Origin of the sequence: Mangrovihabitans endophyticus (assembly GCF_014646155.1) — a bacterium.
GTDB classification, from domain to species: Bacteria; Actinomycetota; Actinomycetes; order Mycobacteriales; family Micromonosporaceae; genus Actinoplanes; species Actinoplanes endophyticus.
Genome location: NZ_BMMX01000001.1, coordinates 779,359 through 798,300, shown reverse-complemented (window position 1 = coordinate 798,300; position 18,942 = coordinate 779,359). Strand labels below are relative to the sequence as shown.

The window sequence follows — 18,942 nt, the reverse complement described above, 5'->3', positions numbered from 1 at the left end:
TGCATTGACCTTCGCCGGGCGGTTCGGTGAGCCTGAGTGCCCTCGGCACCGCCGGTTCGACGAGAGGCGCGGCGACGACAATGGATCCGGCTCCGGACACTATCGCCATCATCGGTGCCGGCGTCATGGGCTGCGGCATCGCGGCCATGGCGCTCGGCCAGGGCAGCGACGTGCTCCTCGTGGACATCCATGACGAGGCTCTGACGCAGGCGCCGGCGAGGATCACCAAGCAGGTGCGGCACGGCCGACTGATGGAGGCCTTCCCGGCCTCGCTCTCCCCGGGCCGGCTGACCACCAGCTCGTCGCACGAGGACGCGGCCGGCGCCGGCGCGGTGATCGAGGCGATCACCGAGGACGCGGCGCGCAAGGCCGACGTCCTCGCCCGGGTCTGCGCCTCGCTCGCGCCGGGCACGCCGCTGATCTCCAACACGTCCGGCATCCCGATCGCCGAGCTGGCCCGATCGGTGCGCCGACCGGCCGAGTTCGCCGGGGTCCACTTCATGAACCCGACGTATCTCATCGCGATGGTGGAGGTGATCCGCGGCGCGCAGACCAGCGCCGCGACCATCGACGCCATCGTCGCCCTGCTCGCCCGGCTGGGACGCAAACCCACCGTCGTCAACGACGCACCGGGCTTCGTCACGAGCCGGCTGCTGCATCCGATGATCAACGAGGCCGCCCGGATGGTCGCCGCGGGCACCGCCGACGCGGACTCCGTCGACGCCCTGATGCGGGGCTGTCTGGGGCATCCGACCGGCCCGCTGCGCACCGCGGATCTCATCGGCATCGACAATCTGGTGGACGCCCTCCGCGCTCTCGCCGAGCGTACCGGGAACGCCGGATACGCGCCCTGCGAGCTTCTCGTCGAGAAGGTGCGCCGCAACGAGCTGGGGCAGAAGACCGGCCGCGGCTTCTACGACTATCGGAAGGTGCTTTCATGAGCAGCGACGGCACGGCGGACATCGAAGCGACGATCGGCCGTTTCGTCGCCGATCGCGTCAACGACGACGTTCCCACCGACCGTGACCTGTTCGCCTCCGGGTTGGTCTCGTCGATGTTCGCGATGGAACTCGTCGTCTTCCTGGAGCAGGAGTTCGACCTGGAGATCCAGGGCGACGACCTCAAGCGCGACCACTTCCGCACCGTCGCGTCCATGACGGACCTCGTGCTGCGGTTGCGGGCCGCGCAAACGCCTGCCGATGCCTGACCCGCTGGCCGGCGCGCGAGATCTGGTCGACCGCCTGGTCGGCGACCGGGCGGCGGACTGGGACCGGGACGCGCTGCTCCCGGACGATGTGCCGCGCCGGCTCGCCGCCGCCGGGCTGCTCTGCGCGCAGGTGCCCGCGGAGTACGGCGGCCTCGGCGCGACAAGCCTGGCCAACGGGGCCTTCACCGCCCACGTGGGCAGCCGGTGCTCGTCGCTGCGCAGCGTGATGACCTCGCAGGGCATGGCCGCGTGGACCGTGCAGCGTCTGGGCAGCCGCAGCCAGCGCGCGGAATACCTGCCCCTCCTGACCGGCGGGCGGCTCGCCGCAGTCGCCTTCAGCGAACCGGAGGCGGGCAGCGACCTGTCGGCGATCACCGCGACCATCGAACCGGACGGTGACGACGTCGTCGTCTCCGGCCACAAGGTCTGGACGACGGCGGCCCGCTACGCCGACCTGATCCTCGTCGTCGGCCGCTACCAGTGCGGGGCGGCCGCCGTCGTGGTGCCCGCCACCGCGCCGGGCGTGACGATCCGGCCGGTTCCCCAGCCGTCCGGATGCCGGGCCGCCGGGCACGCCGACATCCGGTTGGACGGCGTACGGGTACGCAAGACCGCCGTGCTCGGCGGCGGACAGCCCATCGGCATGCTCGTGACGGCGGCGCTCGCGTACGGGCGCATGTCGGTCGCCTGGGGGTGCGTGGGCATCCTGCAGGCCTGCGCCGAGGCCGCGGCCGACCATGCGCGCACCCGCACCCAGTTCGGCCGGCCGCTCGCCGAGCATCAGCTCGTCGGCCGCCATCTGGCGAATCTGCTGATCGCCCGGCAGGTCGCGACCCTGGTCTGTGAACACGCCAGCCGGTGCTGGGACGACGCCTCCCCGGACATGGTCGTCGCCACCGTGCTGGCCAAGCAGGTCAGCGCGGGGCAGGCGGCGCAGGGCGCGGCCACCGCGGTGCAGGTGCTGGGCTCGGCCGCCGCACACGACGGTCACGTGGTGGCGCGCGGATACCGCGACGCCAAGCTCATGGAACTCATCGAAGGCAGCACCGAGATCTGCCAGCTCATCCTCGCCGACCACGCGGTGGCGTCCGCCCGGAGGAAGGTGACCTCGTGACCGAAGCCGCCAAGGTCGTCAAATGTCTCGTCTGGGACCTCGACAACACCCTGTGGCAGGGCACCCTGGCCGAGGACGGCGAGGTCGTCCTGCGCCCCCGCGTCCGCGACCTGATCGCCGAGCTGGACCGTCGCGGCATCCTGCAGTCGGTGGCCAGCAAGAACGACCACGACGAAGCCTGGGCGAAGCTGGAAGCGCTGGGCGTGGCCGACTACTTCGTGCTGCCCCGGATCGGCTGGGGCCCCAAGTCGGCGTCGGTCGCCCAGATAGCGGACGGGCTCAATTTCGCGCACGACGTCATCGCCTTCGTCGACGACCAGCCCGCCGAGCGTGCGGAGGTGACGTACCACCACCCGCAGGTGCGGTGCTACCCGGCCGAGCGACTCGACCAGATCGCCACGCTGCCGGAGTTCTCCCCCGCCACGGTGACCGCGGACGCGCGTGACCGGCGCCGGATGTACCGGGCGGGGTTCGCGCGCACCGCGGCCCAGGCGGAATTCCGCGGCCCGAGCGATGACTTCCTGCGCAGCCTCGACATGGTGATGCGCATCGACCGGGCCGGCGAGGCGGACCTGGCCCGGGTCGAGGAGCTGACCCTGCGCACCAGCCAGATGAACGCCACCGGCGTGCACTACGGACACCCGGAGCTCACCGCGCTGCTCGCCGACCCGGAGCACGAGGTGCTGGTCACCACGCTGACCGACCGGTTCGGACCGCACGGCGCGGTCGGCCTGGTGCTGATGGGCAGGCACGCCGCCGCCTGGCACCTCAAGCTGCTCGCCACCTCGTGCCGCGTGGTGGCGTTCGGGGTGGGCGCGACGCTGCTGAACTGGCTCGGCGCCGAGGCCACACGGGCCGGGGTCCACCTGCTCGCGGACTTCCGGCCGACCGCCCGCAACCGGATGATGGACGTCGCGTACCGTTTCGCCGGCTTCACCGACGACCCGTGCGCGTGCCGCACCGACCTGTCACCGCCCGAGCTGAGCGAGCTCCGGCGGCTCCACCTGGTCCCGTCGCCGGCCAGCCCGCCGTCCACGATGACCGTGCGCGCGGTGCCCCTCGCCGGTCCGTTCCCCGAGGGAGGCGACGCATGGCACAGCAGGTAGACACCTCCGCGGCGCTGGCCGGCTATCTCCGCGACGTCTCGCTGCGTGAGGACGACATCCTGCGGAGGCTGCGGCAGACGACGCACGAGCTGCCGATGGGCGCGGCCATGCAGGTGATGCCCGAGGAGGGGCAACTGCTGGCGCTGCTGGCCGGGATGACGCCGGCCCGCAACATCCTGGAGATCGGCACGTTCACCGGGTACAGCACGCTGTGCCTGGCGCGCGCGCTGGCACCCGACGGCCGCCTGGTCACTTGCGACATCACCAACCGCTGGCCGCGCATCGGCGCCGGCTATTGGCAGCAGGCCGGCGTGGCGGACCGGATCGACGTCCGCATCGGCGACGCGACCCAGACCCTCGCCGAGCTGATCGCGGACCGGCGCGCCGGAACGTTCGACTTCGTGTTCCTGGACGCCGACAAGCAACGCTATCCCGACTACTACGAGCTGGCGCTGACCCTGGTGCACGACCGGGGACTGATCGCGGTGGACAACACGCTGTTCTTCGGCCGGGTCGTCGATCCGCAGGCGCAGGACGCGGACACCGTCGGCATCCGGACGTTCAACCTCATGGTCCGCGACGATCCGCGGGTGGACGTGTCGCTGATCCCGATGGCGGACGGCATCACCCTGATCCGCAAGAAGCACTGACCGGCGGCGGGGCCCGCGCACCTGCCGCGCCGGCCCGCCCGGCGACGCCGCGGGCCCGGCCGGGCCCGCGGCGTCGTCACTGGCGATCCGCCGGGCCCGCCACGTCACCCCCGCTCAGCCACGCCCGGATCGCCGCCGCGGTCGCCGCCACGTCCGCGTGGACGAGCGAGAAATGGTCCCCCGCCAGCGTCGTGACGTCGTGCGGCACCGGCCACGACGACTGCCACTCGCCCGGCTCCAGCTCGTCGGCGCCGTCCGGTCCGTCGATGGGCCGGTCCGGGCGTACCACCAGGGTCGGCGTCCGCAGCGCGGCCGGCCGCCAGCCCTGCAGCATCAGGCTGTACGCCGACGCCGCGGTGATCTTTTCGAAGTCGTAGTCGCCGGCGCCCTGCTGGGTCGCGTAGCGGTGGGTGAGGAACCGCAGCAGGCGGGACGGCACCTGGTCGGGCACATAGGTGTCGACCAGGACGACGGCTTGCGGCGACGTCCCGGCCCCTTCCAGCAGGGCCGCCACCGAACTGGCCAGCACCCCGCCCGCGGACACGCCCAGCAGGATGAACGGGCGGTCCTCGGCGCACCGGACGACGGCGTCGGCCAAGGTCGCCATCAGCACGTCCCAGCCGGAGGCGAGCGGCTCCCCGGAGGCATAGCCGGGCGTGTTGACCAGGGTCATGTCGGCACTGCCGGCGAACTCGTTGGCGAGCCGGCTGAAGTTCATCACCGCGTCCATCGCGGCCAGCGGCGCGAAACAGATCAGGTGCGGGACCTGGTCGCCCTTCGCGAGCGTGACCGTGCGTACCGGTACGGCGGTCGGGGTGTCGAACGTGTCGCGCGTCGCCGCCGCGCTGACGCCGAGCATCTCCATCTCCCTGCCCTTGCCCTGCAGGAGCAGGGTCCGGTAGAGCGCCGTCAGACTCCGGCCGCCCGGCGCCGCGGTCGTGTCGTTCGCGGGCTCGGCGCGCTCGTGCACGGCTTGCAGGTGACGGGCGAGCAGGTGCGGTGTCTCGTGGTCGTAGACCAGCGTGGCCGCCAGCCGCAGGCCGGTGACCGTGGCCAGGCGGTTACGCAACCCGACCGCGGTGAGCGAGTCGAAACCGAGGTCCCGGAACGACCCGTCCGGTCCGATCGCTTCGGTGCCGTCGTGGCCCAGTTCCGCGGCCACCTCCTCGCGGACGAGGTCGACGAGGGCGGCGAGCCGGTCGTCCGGATCGGCCACCGTGAACGGCGACGGGCGGGCGGCGCGCTGCGGCACCGCGCGGTGTACCGGGGGGACCAGCGCGCGCAGCAGGGGCGGCACGGTGCCACCGCGGCCCGCGGCGGCGCGGATGTCGGCCGGGCTGACGTCGATCGGCACGACCAGGGCGTGCGGGGCGGTCAGCGCGGTGTCCAGCAGGCGCATGCCCCGCTCGGCCTCCATCGGGCGGATCCCGGTCCGGGCCATCCGGGCGGTGGCGCGCTCGTCCAGGTGCGCGGTCATGCTCCCGGTTCCCGCCCACGGTCCCCAGGCGAGCGAGACGGCGTGCTGCCCGGCTCCCCGGCGGCGGGCCGCGATCGCGTCCAGCATGGTGTTCGCCGCGGCGTAGTTGCCCTGGCCGGGCGCGCCGAGCAGACCGGCCGCGGAGGAGAACACCACGAACGCCGCCAGGTCCCGGTCGCGGGTCAGCGTGTCGAGGTGATCCGCCCCGTACGCCTTGGGCGCGAGCACGGTCTCCAGGCGCCCGGCGGTCAGCGCGGTGACCACGCCGTCGTCGAGCACACCGGCGGTGTGCACCACCGCGGTCAGCGGGGCGTCCGCGGGCACCCGGTCGAGCAGCAGGCGCACCTGGTTCCGGTCGGCCACGTCGCCGCTGACCACGTCGACACGGGCGCCGCAGGCGGTCAGTTCGGCGGTCAGCTCCGCGGCGCCGGCGGCGGCCGGGCCGCGGCGTGACACCAGGATGAGGTTGCGAATGCCGTGGGCGGCCACCAGATGCCGGGCTACGACGGCTCCGAGCAGGCCGGTGCCGCCGGTGATCAGCACGGTGCCCGCCGGGTCGAGCGGCCGGGCGCCGGGAGCCGGCGCGGTGCCGGCCGGCGCGGCGGCGTCCCGGACGAGCCGGGGCACCAGCACCTGGCCGCCGCGCACCGCCGCCTCGGTCTCCCCCGCGGCGGCCAGCGCCGCGGGCAGCCCGGCGGGCAGCGCGCCGTCGCCCACGTCGATCAGCACGATGCGCCCCGGATTTTCCGACTGCGCGCTGCGCACCAGCCCCCACAGCGCGGCGGCGGACGGGTCGGGCTCGTCCCGCGCCCCGGTGGCGGCCCCGTGGGAGACCGTCACCGCCAGCCGATCCTGCGCGCGGGCCGGGTCGTCCAGGAAGGACTGCAGGGAGCGCAGGTGCTCGCCGAGCGAGGTGCCGGGCTGGTGCCGCAGCAGCGTCCACTCCGGACTGTCCGGGGCCGGATCATCGAGCGTGGCCGCCACCCAGTCCACGCGGTAGAGGACCGTGCCGCCGTCGAGCTGCGTGACCGGCACCGGGCGTGTGGTCAGGGAGCCGATCGACGCCAGGGGCCGGCCGGAGCGGTCGGCCAGCTCCACCCGTGCGCCGCCGTCCGGGCCGGCGACGATCCGCACCCGGGCCGCGCGAGCGCGGGCGCCCCCGGTGCGCGCGGCGACCCGGTTGAACGCGAACGGCAACGACACGGTGCCGGGGTCGGCCTCCGGCCCACGGTGCAGGAACAGCGCGTGCAGGGCGGCGTCGAGCAGGGCCGGGTGCACCGCGAACCCGGCCGGGTCGGCGGTGCCGGGCAGGGTCACCTCGGCCAGGATCTCGTCGCCGTGCGCCCAGGCGGCGGACAGGCCGCGGAAGACCGGACCGTACGCGAAGCCGCGCTCGCCGAGCCGGTCGTAGAGCCCGTCCAGGTCGATCGGGCGCGCGTCCGGGGGCGGCCACGACGCCGGCCATGGGTCGCTCGCCGGGGTGTCCGCGACGAGCGCGCCGGTGGCGTGCCGGGTCCAGGTGCCCGGGCCGGCCGGGCGGGAGTGGACCGCCACCGCGCGGCGGCCGTCCGGCCCGGCGGCGGCGACCACCGCCTGGATGTGCAGGGCGCCGGCCTCGGGCAGCACCGCTGGGGCCTCGATGACCAGTTCGTCGAGGACCGGCACGCCGGCTTGCTCACCGGCCTGCAACGCCATCTCGACGAGCGCCACGCCGGGCAGCAGGACGGTGTCCCCGACCGCGTGATCCGCCAGCCACGGATGGGTGGAGCGGGCGATCCGGCCGGTCAGCACGACACCACCGGACTCCGGCTCCTCGACCACCGCGCCGAGCAGGGGATGCGTCAGCGGGGACTGGCCCAGCCCGGCCGGGTCGCCGGCACGCGCCGGGGTCAGCCAGTAGTGCGACCGGCGGAACGCGGTGGTGGGCAGGTCGGCGGCGGGCGCGGCGGGTGCCGGCAGCAGCGCCGGCCAGTCGACGTCGGCGCCGCGGACGAACAGCTCGCCGAGGGCGGTCAGGGCGGCCGCCCGCTCGGGCAGCCGCCGGATCAGGGCGACCGCTTCCGGCACGTCGTCCAGCGCGTTCGTCATCACCGTGAGGGCGGGGCCGGGGCCGACTTCGAGGAACACCGACGCGCCGGCCATCGCGCGGACCGCGTCGGCGAACCGCACCGGCTGCCGGACCTGCCGCACCCAGTACTCCGGGTCGCTCACGTCCGCGCCGGGTTCGATGGTCGACACCATGGGCACTTCCGGCGCCCGCAGGGTGAGCCCGGCGACGATCTCCCGGAGGTCGTCGAGCATCGGCTCCATCAGGGGTGAGTGTCCGGCCAGGGACACCGGCAGCCAGCTCGGCTGGTGGAACCGGTCGGCGATGTCGCGTACGGCGTCCGCCGCGCCGGACACCACCACCGACTGCGGCCCGTTCACCGCGGCGATCGACGCCCGGTCGGTGAGCAGCGGCAGCACCTCGTCCTCGGCGGCCTCGATCGCCACCATCGCGCCGCCCGGCGGCAGGGCCCGCATCAGGCGTCCCCGGGCGGTCACCAGCGTGGCGGCGTCCGCGAGCGACAGGACACCCGCGGCGTGCGCGGCGGCGATCTCGCCGAGCGAGTGCCCGGCGACCATCCGCGGGCGCACGCCCCACGAGGTGATCAGCCGGTACGCGGCGACCTGGAACGCGAACAGCGCGCTCTGGGTGAACAGCGTCTCGTCCAGTCCGGTTCCGTCGAAGGCCGCCGCGCGCACGCCGTCCACGCCGAGCGCCGCGCAGGCCGCGTCGAAGGCTTCGGCGAACACCGGGTACGCCTCGTACAGCTCGCGTCCCATGCCCGGACGCTGCCCGCCCTGACCGGTGAACAGCAGGGCGACGCCGCAGTCGCGCCCGGCGGCACCCCGCACGCCGCCGCCCTTGCGCAGCAACCGGGCCGCGCGGCCCGGGTCCGCGGCGACGACCACCGCGCGGTGGTCCCAGACGGCGCGCGTGTGCACGGCCGCGGCGGCCGTGGCCGCCAGGTCGTGCCCGGCTTCCAGGTAGGCGGCGGTGCGCGCGGTCTGTTCCCGCAGCGCGTCCGCCGACCGGGCGGTCACGACCAGCGGCACCGGGCCGGGCGCGGACGGGTGGGGGTCCGCCTGCTCGACGATCACGTGGGCGTTGGTGCCGGAGACGCCGAACGACGACACCGCGGCGCGCCGAGGCCGGCCGGTCTCGGGCCACGGCACCGGCTCGGTGAGCAGCCGGACCGTGCCGGCCGACCAGTCCACCTTGGACGATGGCGTGTCGACGTGCAGGGTCCGCGGGAGCGTCCCGTGCCGCATCGCCAGAATCATCTTGATCACGCCGGCCACCCCGGCGGCGGCCTGAGTGTGCCCGATGTTCGACTTCAGCGAGCCGAGCCACAGCGGCGCTCCGGGGTGACGCTCCCGGCCGTACGTGGCGATCAGCGCCTGCGCCTCGATCGGGTCGCCGAGCGTGGTGCCGGTGCCATGCCCCTCGACCGCGTCGATGTCGGCGCCGGTGAGCCCGGCGTTCGCCAGCGCCTGAGCGATGACGGCCTGCTGTGCGGGCCCATTCGGGGCGGTGAGACCGTTGGAGGCGCCGTCGGAGTTGGTCGCGGTGCCGCGCAGGATCGCCAGGACCCGACGGCGGTCGCGGCGGGCGTCGGAGAGCCGTTGCAGCACCAGCATGCCGGCGCCCTCGGCCCAGCCGGTGCCGTCGGCGCCGTCCGCGTACGACTTGCAGCGGCCGTCCGCGGACAGCGCGCCCTGGCGGGAGAACTCGACGAAGGTTCCCGGGGTGGCCATCACGGTCACCCCGCCGGCCAGCGCCATCGAGCACTCGCCGGAGCGCAGCGCGCTCGCGGCCAGGTGCATGGCGACCAGCGAGGAGGAGCAGGCGGTGTCGACGCTGACCGCGGGCCCTTGCAGGCCGAGAACGTACGAGACACGGCCCGCGGCCACGCTGCTCGCCGAGCCGGTGCCGAGCAGCCCGGCCAGGTCCGGGCGCTGCGCGCCGACGCCGTACCCCTGGTACATCAGGCCGGTGAAGACGCCGACGTCGGTGCCGCGCACGGTGGTCGGGTCGATGCCGGCGCGTTCCAGGGCCTCCCACGAGGTCTCCAGCAGCAGGCGCTGCTGAGGGTCCATGGCCAGCGCCTCCCGCGGGTTGATGCCGAAGAAGCCGGCGTCGAAGACACCCGCGTCGTGCAGGAAGTTGCCGGTACGCGTGACGGATGTGCCCGGCCCGTCCGCGGCGGACAGGGCGTCCAGATCCCAGCCGCGGTCCGTGGGGAACGGCGTTGCCGCGTCGCGGCCCTCGGTGAGCAGATCCCACATCTGGTCCGGGGTGGCGACGCCGCCGGGCAGCCGCAGGCCCATGCCGACGATGACGATCGGGTCGTCGGTGGTCGCCACGGCCGTCGGCGCCGCGCGCACCGGTTCGCCCGGTGCGCTTGCGGTGTCGCCGACGAGCTCGGCGAGCAGGTGCTCGGCCAGCGCGGCCGGGCTGGGATGGTCGAACACCACGGTGGCGCTCAGCGTGACACCGGTCGCGGCGGTGAGCCGGTTGCGCAGTTCCACCGCGGCGAGCGAGTCGAACCCGGCGTCGCGGAACGCCCCGGTGACGGCGATCGGCTCGCCGCCGCCGAGCACCACCGTCGCTTCGGCGCGCACCACGTCGGTGAGCAGGCCACGCCGGGCCGCGGCGTCCAGTCCGGCCAGCCGCGCGGCGAGGCCACCGTCGGACGGTCCGGCGGCCGGCGTGGCACGCCGTACCGGCCCCACGATCCCGGACAGCATCGCCGGGAGCGCCCCGGCGCGGGCGTGCTCGCGCAGCACCGGCACGTCGAGCGCCACCGGGAGCAGGACCGGACGGTCCGCGCCCAGCGCCGCGTCCAGCGCGGCCAGGCCCTGCGCGGTGTCCAGGGGGCGGATGCCGGAGCGGGACATCCGGGCGGTGTCGGTGTCGCGCAGCGCGCCGGTCATGCCGCTGGCGTGCTCGCCCCACAGGCCCCAGGCCAGCGACACGGCGGGCAGCCCGGCGGCGCGGCGGCGCACCGCCAGGGCGTCGAGGAACGCGTTGGCCGCCGAGTAGTTCGCCTGCCCCGCGGCGCCGAGCGTGCCGGCCACCGAGGAGAACAGCACGAACGCGGCGGGCCGCAGGTCGCGGGTCAGCTCGTCGAGGTGCACCGCCGCGTCCGCTTTGGGCGCGAACACGGTGTCGATGCGCGCCGCGTCGAGGCTGCCGACCAGGCCGTCGTCGAGGACGCCGGCGGTGTGCACCACGGCGGTCAGCGGGGCGGCGGCGCTCACCCGGGCGAGCAGCGCGGCGACCTGGGCGCGGTCGGCGACGTCGCAGGCGACCACGTCGACGGTGGCGCCCCGGTTGCGCAGCTCCTGCACCAGGTCGTCGGCGCCGGCGGCGGCCGGGCCGCTCCGGGATGCGAGCAGCAGATGCCGCACCCCGTGCGCGGTGACGACGTGGCGGGCCACGGCGCGGCCGAGCGCGCCGGTGCCGCCGGTGATCAGCACCGTGCCGGCCGGGTCGAGGACGGCGCCCGGAGGGTCGGTGGGCATCCGCGACAGGCGCGGGCCGCGCAGACCGCCGTCGCGCACGGCCACTTGCCATTCCCCGGCTTCCGCGGCGGCGACCAGCCGTGCGAGAACGTCGGGTCCGGGGGCACCGGTGGTGTCCAGGTCGGCCAGCAGCACCCGGCCCGGGTTCTCGGTCTGCACGGCGCGGACGAGACCCCAGACGGCGGCCCCGGCCGGGTCGATGTCCCGGCCGCCCGGGTCGACGGCGGTGCGGGTGGCCACGATCAGCCGGGCCGCCGGGTCCGCGTCGGTGAGCAACGCCTGGACGACCGGGAGGACGGCGCCGATCGCCGCGCGCGCGTCGCCGTCCGGCACCGGCAGCAGGTGCCACCCGCGCGCGCCGGCGATCTCGGCGGGCGTGTGCACCGTGCCGGCCGCGACCGAACCGGCGGGCGATGCCAGTCCGGTCTGGTCCAGGTCGGTCTGGTCCAGTCCGGTCTGGTCCAGGTCGGTCCAGTCCAGGCCGTACAGCACGGTGCCGGTGTCCCCGCCGGTCAGTTGCTCGGGCCGGACCGGCCGGCTGATCAGCGACCCGACGGTGGCCACCGGGGCGCCGGACGGGTCGCTCAGGTGCAGCGACGCGCCGCCGTCGCCCGCGGGCGCCATCCGCAGCCGCAGACGGCGTGCGCCGCCGCGGTGCACGGTCACGTCGTTCCACGCGAACGGAAGGCGGACGCCGGTCTCGTCGCCGGTCTCCTCGTCGGGGCCGGTCAGCAGGCCCGCGTGCAGGGCCGCGTCGAGCAGGGCCGGGTGCAGGGCGACCTGGTCGACGGCGACGTCGGCGGGCAGTTCGAGATCGGCGTACACCTCGTCCGCGCGCCGCCATGCCGCACGCAGACCGCGGAACGCCGGGCCGTACTGGTAACCGCGCTCCGCAACCGCCGGATAGAACCCGGTGACGTCGATCGGGTCGGCGCCCGCGGGTGGCCACGCGGCGTTCGGGCCTGCACCGGCGACAGCGGCAGCGGCGGCACCGAGGAAGCCGGTGGCGTGCCGGGTCCAGACCTCGCCGCCGGCTGGCCGCGCGTGCACCGCCACGGACCGGCGACCGTGCTCCGGCGGGCCGACCGACACCTGCACGTCGGCGGCGAAGTCGCCGGGCAGCACCAGCGGGGCCTCGATCACCAGCTCGCTGACCGTGGGCAGACCGACGTGATCGCCGGCACGGACGGCGAGTTCGACGAGGGCGGCGCCGGGCAGCAGGACGGCGCCGCGCACCGCGTGGTCACCAAGCCACGGCTGCCGGGTCGGCGAGAGGCGTCCGGTCAGCACGGCACCGTCGGACGCGGACAGCGGCAGGGCGGCGGTGAGGACGGCGTGCTCGGTGGGCAGCAGGCCGTAGTGGGCGGCGTCGGTGGGCCGGGCCGGGCGCAACCAGAACCGGTGATGCTGGAACACCGTGGTCGGCACGCCCACCGCGGCACGGCCGGGCGGCAGGAGCGCAGCCCGGTCGAGGTCGACGCCGTGCACGAACAGTTCGGCCGCCGCGTGCAGGAAGCGGCGCCGTCCGCCGTCGTCGCGGCGCAGCGTGCCGGTGACCACCGCGGCGTCGCCTGCCGTCTCCTGCATGCTCGCCGTCAGCACCGGATGCGAGCTCGCCTCGACGAAGACGCCGTGGCCGGACGCGGCGAGGGCGGACACCGCATCGGCGAAGCGCACCGGGCAGCGCAGGTTGCGGGCCCAGTACCCGGGCCCCGCGGGGTCGTGCACCCATTGTCCGTCCACGGTGGAGAACCAGGGAATCCGCGGTGCGGCGCCGGTCACGCCGTCCAGCACCGCGACGAGCCGGTCGGCGGTCTCGGCCACTTGCGTGGTGTGCGAGGCGTAGTCGATGGGGATCGTCCGGGCGTGGACGCCGCGGTCGGCGAACCGGGCCCGGAGGCGGCGCAAGGTCTCCGGGTCGCCGCCGAGGGCGACCCCGGTGGCCGAGTTGACCGCGGCGAGTTCGACGCCGTCGATGCCGAGTTCGGCCACCGCGGCCAGCGCGTCCGCCTCGGGCAGCGGGACGGACAGCAGACCGCCGCGGCCGGACAGTTCGGCGCGGATCAGCCGGGCGCGCAGCGCGACGACCGCGGCGGCATCGGTCAGCGACAGCGCCCCGGCGACCGCGGCGGCGGCGATCTCGCCCTGCGAGTGTCCGAGGACGGCGTCGGCGCGCAGCCCGACGGACTCCCACAGCGCGGCGAGCGCGACCGAGACGGCCCAGGACACCGGCTGGACGACGTCGACCTCGTCCAGCGAACGGCTGCCGTGGCGGACCACATCGGACAGTGCCCAGTCGACGTGCGGGGACAGCGCGGCGGCGCATTCGGCCATCCGGGCGGCGAAGACCGGCTCGGTGTCCCAGAGCTGTGCGCCCATGCCGGCCCACTGCGCGCCCTGGCCGGGGAACACCAGCACGGTGCGGCCGACCGGGGCGGTGGCGACGCGACCGCGGACCAGGGTTGTCGCGGGCTCGTCGGCGGCCAGCGCGCGCAGGCCGCGGATCGCCTCGTCGGGGCCGTCGGCGATCACCACCGCCCGCCGCTCGCGGACGGCACGGGCGGATCCCAGGGTGACCGCAAGCCCGGCCACGCCCCCGGTGTCGTCGCCGTCGCCGGCGGTGCGCTCGGCGTACCCGGCCAGGCGGGCGGCCTGGGCCTGCAATCCGGCGCCGGTGCGGGCGGACACGAACAGCGGCAGCACACCGGCGTGCCGCGGCACGGGCGCGGCCGGCGCGGTGTACTGCTCCAGGATCACGTGCGCGTTGGTGCCGGAGACGCCGAACGAGGACACCGCCGCCCGGCGGGGACGGTCCCGGCGCGGCCACGGCGCCGGCTCGGTGAGCAGCCGCACCGTGCCGGCGGACCAGTCCACCTTGGTGGTCGGCTGGTCGGCGTGCAGGGTGCGGGGCAGTTCGCCGTGCCGCATCGCCAGGATCATCTTGATGATGCCGGCCACGCCCGCCGCGGCCTGGGTGTGCCCGATGTTCGACTTCAGCGATCCCAGCCACAGCGGGTCGGCCGGGTCGCGGTCGCGGCCGTAGGTGGCGATCAGGGCCTGCGCCTCGATCGGGTCGCCCAGCACGGTGCCGGTGCCGTGCGCCTCCACCGCGTCGACCGCGGTCCCCTCGATGCCGGCGGTGGCCAGCGCCTGAGCGATGACCGCCTGCTGCGCCGGTCCGTTCGGGGCGGTGAGACCGTTCGAGGCGCCGTCGGAGTTCACCGCGCTGCCGGTCACCAGGCCGAGGATCGGCCGGCCCTCGCGCACCGCGTCGGACAGGCGTTGCAGGACCAGGACGGCGGAGCCCTCGGCCCAGCTCGTGCCGTCCGCGGTCGCGGAGAACGACTTGCAGCGCCCGTCGGCGGCCAGGCCGCGCTGGCGGGAGAAGCCGATGAAGGGGCCGGGCGTGGCCATCACGGTGGCCCCTCCGGCCAGCGCCATCCGGCACTCGCCCGCGCGCAGAGCCTGCGCGGCCAGGTGCGTGGCCACCAGCGAGGACGAGCACGCGGTGTCCACGGTCACCGAGGGGCCTTGCACACCGAGCACGTACGAGACACGACCGGCCGCCGCGCTGCCGGACCCGCCGGTGCCCAGCATGCCCTCCAGTCCCTCGGTGTCGGCGCCCATGCCGTAGTCGTAGTACATCAGGCCGGTGAAGACGCCGACCCGCTCGCCGCGCAGCGCGGACGGATCCACCCCGGCCCGTTCCAGGGCTTCCCAGGAGGTCTCCAGCAGGAGCCGCTGCTGCGGGTCCATGGCCAGCGCCTCGCGATGGCTGATGCCGAAGAACTCCGGGTCGAACAGATCGGCGTCGTGCAGGAATCCGCCGTGCCGCGAGTAGGACTTGCCGGGTGCGTCGGGGTCCGGGTCGTACAGGTCGTCGATGTCCCAGCCCCGGTTCACCGGCCAGGCGGTGATGCCGTCGCGGCCGGAGCGCAGCAGTTCCCACAGGTCGTCCGGGCCAGTGATCCCGCCGGGCAGGCGGCAGCCGACGCCGACGACGGCGATCGGTTCGTCCGAGGTGCTCGCCGCGACCGGCGCCGCGCCGGCCGGCTCGGCGTCGCCGAACAGTTCGCCCTGCAGGTGGTCGGCGAGGTCGTGCGGGCTCGGGTGGTCGAAGACGACGGTGGCGCTCAGCGTGACGCCGGTCGCCGCGGTGAGCCGGTTGCGCAGTTCGACGGCGCTCAGCGAGTCGAATCCGACCTCCCGGAACGCCTGGCGGGCGGCGATCGCGCCGCCGTCGCCGAGCACCGTGGCGGCCTCGGCACGGACCAGGTCGAGCAGGGCGGCGGTGCGCGCGGCCCGGTCACGGTGGGACAGGCCGGATCGCAGATCGCCGGCCGCGCCGGACGCGACGGAGGTGCGCCGGCTGCGACCGCCGATCTGCCACAGCACCGGCGGCAACGCGCCGGACCGGGCCAGCCCGCGCAGCACCGGCACGTCCAGGACGGCGGGGACCAGGGCGGCGGCGGGGTGCGCCCAGGCCGCGTCAAGCAGGCGCATGCCCGCGTCGGCGTCGATCAGGGTCATGCCGGAGCGGGCCCTCCGGGCGTCGTCGGCGGCGCCGAGGTTCGCGGTCATGGCGCTGGCCGGGGCCCACATGCCCCAGGCGAGGGACACCGCGTGCTCCCCGGCGGCGCGGCGCCGGACGGCAAGGGCGTCGAGGTACGCGTTAGCCGCCGCGTAGTTGCCCTGCCCGGCGCTGCCCAGCGTGCCGGCGATCGAGGAGAACAGCACGAACGCGGTCAGGCCGCGACCGCGGGTCAACTCGTCGAGGTGCGCCGCAGCGTCCGCCTTGGGCGCGAACACGGTATCCACCCGGTGGTCGTCGAGCGACCCGATCAGCGCGTCGTCGAGGACGCCGGCGGTGTGCACCACGGCGGTCAGGTCGGTGATCGACGCGAGCAGGTCACGCACCGCGTCCCGGTCGGCGACGTCGCACGCCACGACGTCCGCCGGGGCGCCGGCCGCGGCCAGGTCCGCGATCAGCCCGGCGGTGTCCGCGGCCGGTCCGCGGCGGGACGCCAGGACCAGCCGGGTGGCGCCGCGCTCGGCGAGGCGCCGGGCCACCAGGGCACCCAGCGTTCCGGTGCCGCCGGTGATGAGCACGGTGCCCCGGACCGCCGCGTCGGTGAGCACGGTGCCCGCGTCTGCGGGTGCCGATGCGGCGCCGGTGGTGGCGTCGTCGCGGACCAGGCGAGGGACGAGCACCCGCCCGTCGCGCACCGCGACCTGTGTCTCGCCGGCGTCGGCGGCGGCGAGCACAGCCGCGAGGTCGGCGGGCGCCGCGGCGAGGTCGGCGGGCGCCGCGGCGAGGTCGCCGGGCGTGTCGGCGAGGACCACCCGGCCGGGATGCTCCAGGTGCACCGAGCGGATCAGGCCGTGCACGGCGGCAGCCGCCGGATCGATCTCCGCCGCGTCGGCCGCCTCCGTGCCGGTCCCCACCGGCCCGGTGTTCTCGGGGCCGGCCCGGTCGCTGCCGGGTTCCAGCGGGTCGGTGGCCACGCCGTGGCGGGTGGCCACGATCAGGCGGGTGTCGTTCCAGCGCGGCTCGGCCACCAGCGCCTGCACGACGGCCAGGACACGTCCCACGGCGGCGCGCGCGGCCACCGGGCCGGTGCCGCCGGTGTCCGGGACCGGCAGCAGCAGCCACGGCGGCGGCGCGGTGATGTCGCGCAGGTCGCCGGGGCCGGCGATGACGGTGGCCGCCGGGGCGCCGGGGGCGCCGGAGGCCGCCGGGACGCCGGAGGCCGCCGGGACGCCGGGGGCGGTGGCCAGGGGGGTCCAGCGCATCCGGTAGAGGGCCTCGCCGGGAGTGGTGGGGGCGGCGGCCAGCCGGTCGGCGGTGATCGCCCGGCTGACCAGGGAGCCGACGGTCAGCACGGCGGCCCCGGCCGGGTCGCTGATGGCCACCGACGCGCCGCCGTCGTGTCCGGGGGCGACGTGCACCCGTACGGTGGTCGCCCCGGTGGCGTGCAGGGCGACCCGGTTCCAGGCGAACGGCAGGAGGATGGCGTCCCCGGCGTCCCCGGAGCCGGCGGTGAGCAGGGCGGTGTGCAGCGCGGCGTCGAACAGGGCGGGGTGCATCATGTGGCCGGTGACGTCGGCACCGCTCGGCAGGGCGACCTCGCCGTAGAGGTCGCCGTCGCGGCGCCACGCGGCGGTGAGGCCCCGGAACATCGGGCCGTATCCGTATCCGTGGCCGTGCAGGGCGTCGTAGAAACCGTCCAGGTCGACGGGTACGGCGCCGGCCGGAGGCCACTGCTCCGCGGCGGGCGCGGCGGGCTGGGTGGTGCCGAGGAACCCGGCGGCGTGCCGGGTCCACGGGCCGGCGTCGGCCTCGCCGCCCTCGGGGCAGGAGTGCACGGCGACCGGCCTCCGGCCGAGGTCGTCGATGTCGCCGACGGTGACCTGCAGGCGTAGCACCACATCCGGGGCGGGCAGCGCGACCGGCGCTTCGACAACCAGTTCGTCCAGGACTGGCGCGCCGGCCAGGTCGCCCGCGTGCAGGGCGAGGTCGACCAGGGCGGTGCCGGGGACCAGGACGGCGCCGCCGATGGTGTGGTCGCGCAGCCACGGCTGCAGGGCGGTCGAGATCCGCCCGGTGAGGGTGACGCCGCCGGTGCCGGGGGTGTCGACGACAGCGCCGAGCAGCGGGTGCTCCGCGGCGCGCAGGCCCAGGGCGGCGGGGCTGCCGGTCGGGCGGGGTTCGAGCCAGAAGCGGCGGCGGTGGAACGCGGTGGTGGGCAGGTCGATGACGCGGGCGGGGGCGGGTGTGAGGGCAAGCCAGTCCACGTCGGCACCGCGCACATGCAGTTCGGCGAGGGCGGTCACCGCAGCGGTCGCCTCCGCCCGGTTGCGGCGGGTCAACGGCACCGTCGGCACCGCCACCTCGAAGCCGCTGAGGATCCCGTCCGGCCCCAGTTCCAGCAGCATCGACACGTCACCGGCCATCGCCGCCACCGCATCGGCATACCGCACCGGCCGACGAACCTGCTCCACCCAGTACTCCGCGGTGGCCATGTCCCCCGGCGCACTCGCCACCACCGGGATCCGCGCCTCGTCAAAAGTCAACGACCCCGCGACCACACGCAGCTCGTCGAGCATCGGCTCCATCAACACCGAATGGAACGCGTGACTCACCGTCAACCGCCGGGTCCGGCCGAAGGAAGCAGCCACCGCCTCGACCGCCGCCGCCTCACCCGAAATCACCACCGACCGCGGACCATTCACCGCCGCGAGACAGACGCCCGCAGTGAGCAACGGCGCGACCTCCTGCTCGGACGCCTCGATAGCAACCATCACCCCACCGGCCGGCAACGCCTGCATCAACCGGCCCCGCGCCGCCACCAACCGGGCCGCGTCCGCCAACGACAAAATCCCCGCCACATGCGCGACCGCGATCTCCCCCACCGAATGCCCCGCCAACACGCGCGGACGCACACCCCACGACCGGACCAACCGATACGCCGCCACCTCAAACGCGAACAACCCGGTCTGCGTGAACACCGTCTCGTCCAGACCGGTCCCGTCGAACACCGCCTCCCGCAACCCCTGCACACCCAGGGCAGTGAGAGCCTCATCGAACGCCGCCGCAAACACCGGATACGTGTCATACAACTCCCGGCCCATCCCCGCCCGCTGCGCACCCTGACCCGTGAACACCACACCCACACCCGCAAACCCCGGATCGACCTCGCCACGGACGCCGCCGCCGCGCAGCGCGGATGCGGCGCCGGACGCGTCGGTGGCCACCACGACGGCCCGGTGTTCCCAGGTGCTGCGGAAGGCCGGCAGGGATGCGGCCACGGCGTGCA

At 75.4% G+C, this 18,942-nt stretch carries 6 protein-coding genes (1 of these 6 only partly in view); 5 read left to right on the top strand and 1 reads right to left on the bottom strand.

Translation table 11 applies throughout. From position 1 onward, the window contains the following. Positions 1–26 precede the first annotated feature (26 nt). From IEY73_RS03125 to IEY73_RS03105, 5 genes are read left to right on the top strand one after another with little or no spacing between them, the layout of a single operon-like run. Complete coding sequence (locus IEY73_RS03125; RefSeq protein ID WP_229715421.1) at positions 27–941, top strand: 3-hydroxyacyl-CoA dehydrogenase family protein; 915 nt, start codon at positions 27–29, stop codon at positions 939–941. After that, a complete protein-coding gene (locus IEY73_RS03120; RefSeq protein ID WP_189077433.1) occupies positions 938–1,207 on the top strand; it encodes an acyl carrier protein in 270 nt (89 codons plus the stop codon). The genes IEY73_RS03125 and IEY73_RS03120 overlap by 4 nt, the downstream gene beginning before the upstream one ends. Next, positions 1,200–2,321, top strand: a complete 1,122-nt coding sequence (locus IEY73_RS03115) for an acyl-CoA dehydrogenase family protein (RefSeq protein ID WP_189077432.1) — start codon at positions 1,200–1,202, stop codon at positions 2,319–2,321. The genes IEY73_RS03120 and IEY73_RS03115 overlap by 8 nt, the downstream gene beginning before the upstream one ends. Next, positions 2,318–3,427, top strand: a complete 1,110-nt coding sequence (locus IEY73_RS03110) for an HAD-IIIC family phosphatase (RefSeq protein ID WP_189077431.1) — start codon at positions 2,318–2,320, stop codon at positions 3,425–3,427. Before IEY73_RS03115 ends, IEY73_RS03110 begins: the two co-directional genes overlap by 4 nt. Next, positions 3,412–4,077, top strand: coding sequence for an O-methyltransferase (locus tag IEY73_RS03105; protein ID WP_189077430.1), 666 nt, complete (start codon positions 3,412–3,414; stop codon positions 4,075–4,077). The genes IEY73_RS03110 and IEY73_RS03105 overlap by 16 nt, the downstream gene beginning before the upstream one ends. A 76-nt stretch (positions 4,078–4,153) precedes the next feature. On the opposite strand, the gene IEY73_RS33305 is transcribed toward IEY73_RS03105, so the two are convergent. Further along, positions 4,154–18,942: the end of a type I polyketide synthase gene (locus IEY73_RS33305; RefSeq protein ID WP_229715420.1), read on the bottom strand. Its footprint extends 26,440 nt past the window's final position; 14,789 of the gene's 41,229 nt are visible here — the last part of the coding sequence; its start codon lies off the right edge, out of view; it ends in the stop codon at positions 4,154–4,156.

What these genes read in the sequence shown, in the direction of transcription:
- IEY73_RS03120 (WP_189077433.1), top strand. Translation starts at nt 938, where the DNA reads ATGAGCAGCGACGGCACGGCGGACATCGAAGCGACGATCGGCCGTTTC.
- IEY73_RS03105 (WP_189077430.1), top strand. Translation starts at nt 3,412, where the DNA reads ATGGCACAGCAGGTAGACACCTCCGCGGCGCTGGCCGGCTATCTCCGC.
- IEY73_RS03115 (WP_189077432.1), top strand. Translation starts at nt 1,200, where the DNA reads ATGCCTGACCCGCTGGCCGGCGCGCGAGATCTGGTCGACCGCCTGGTC.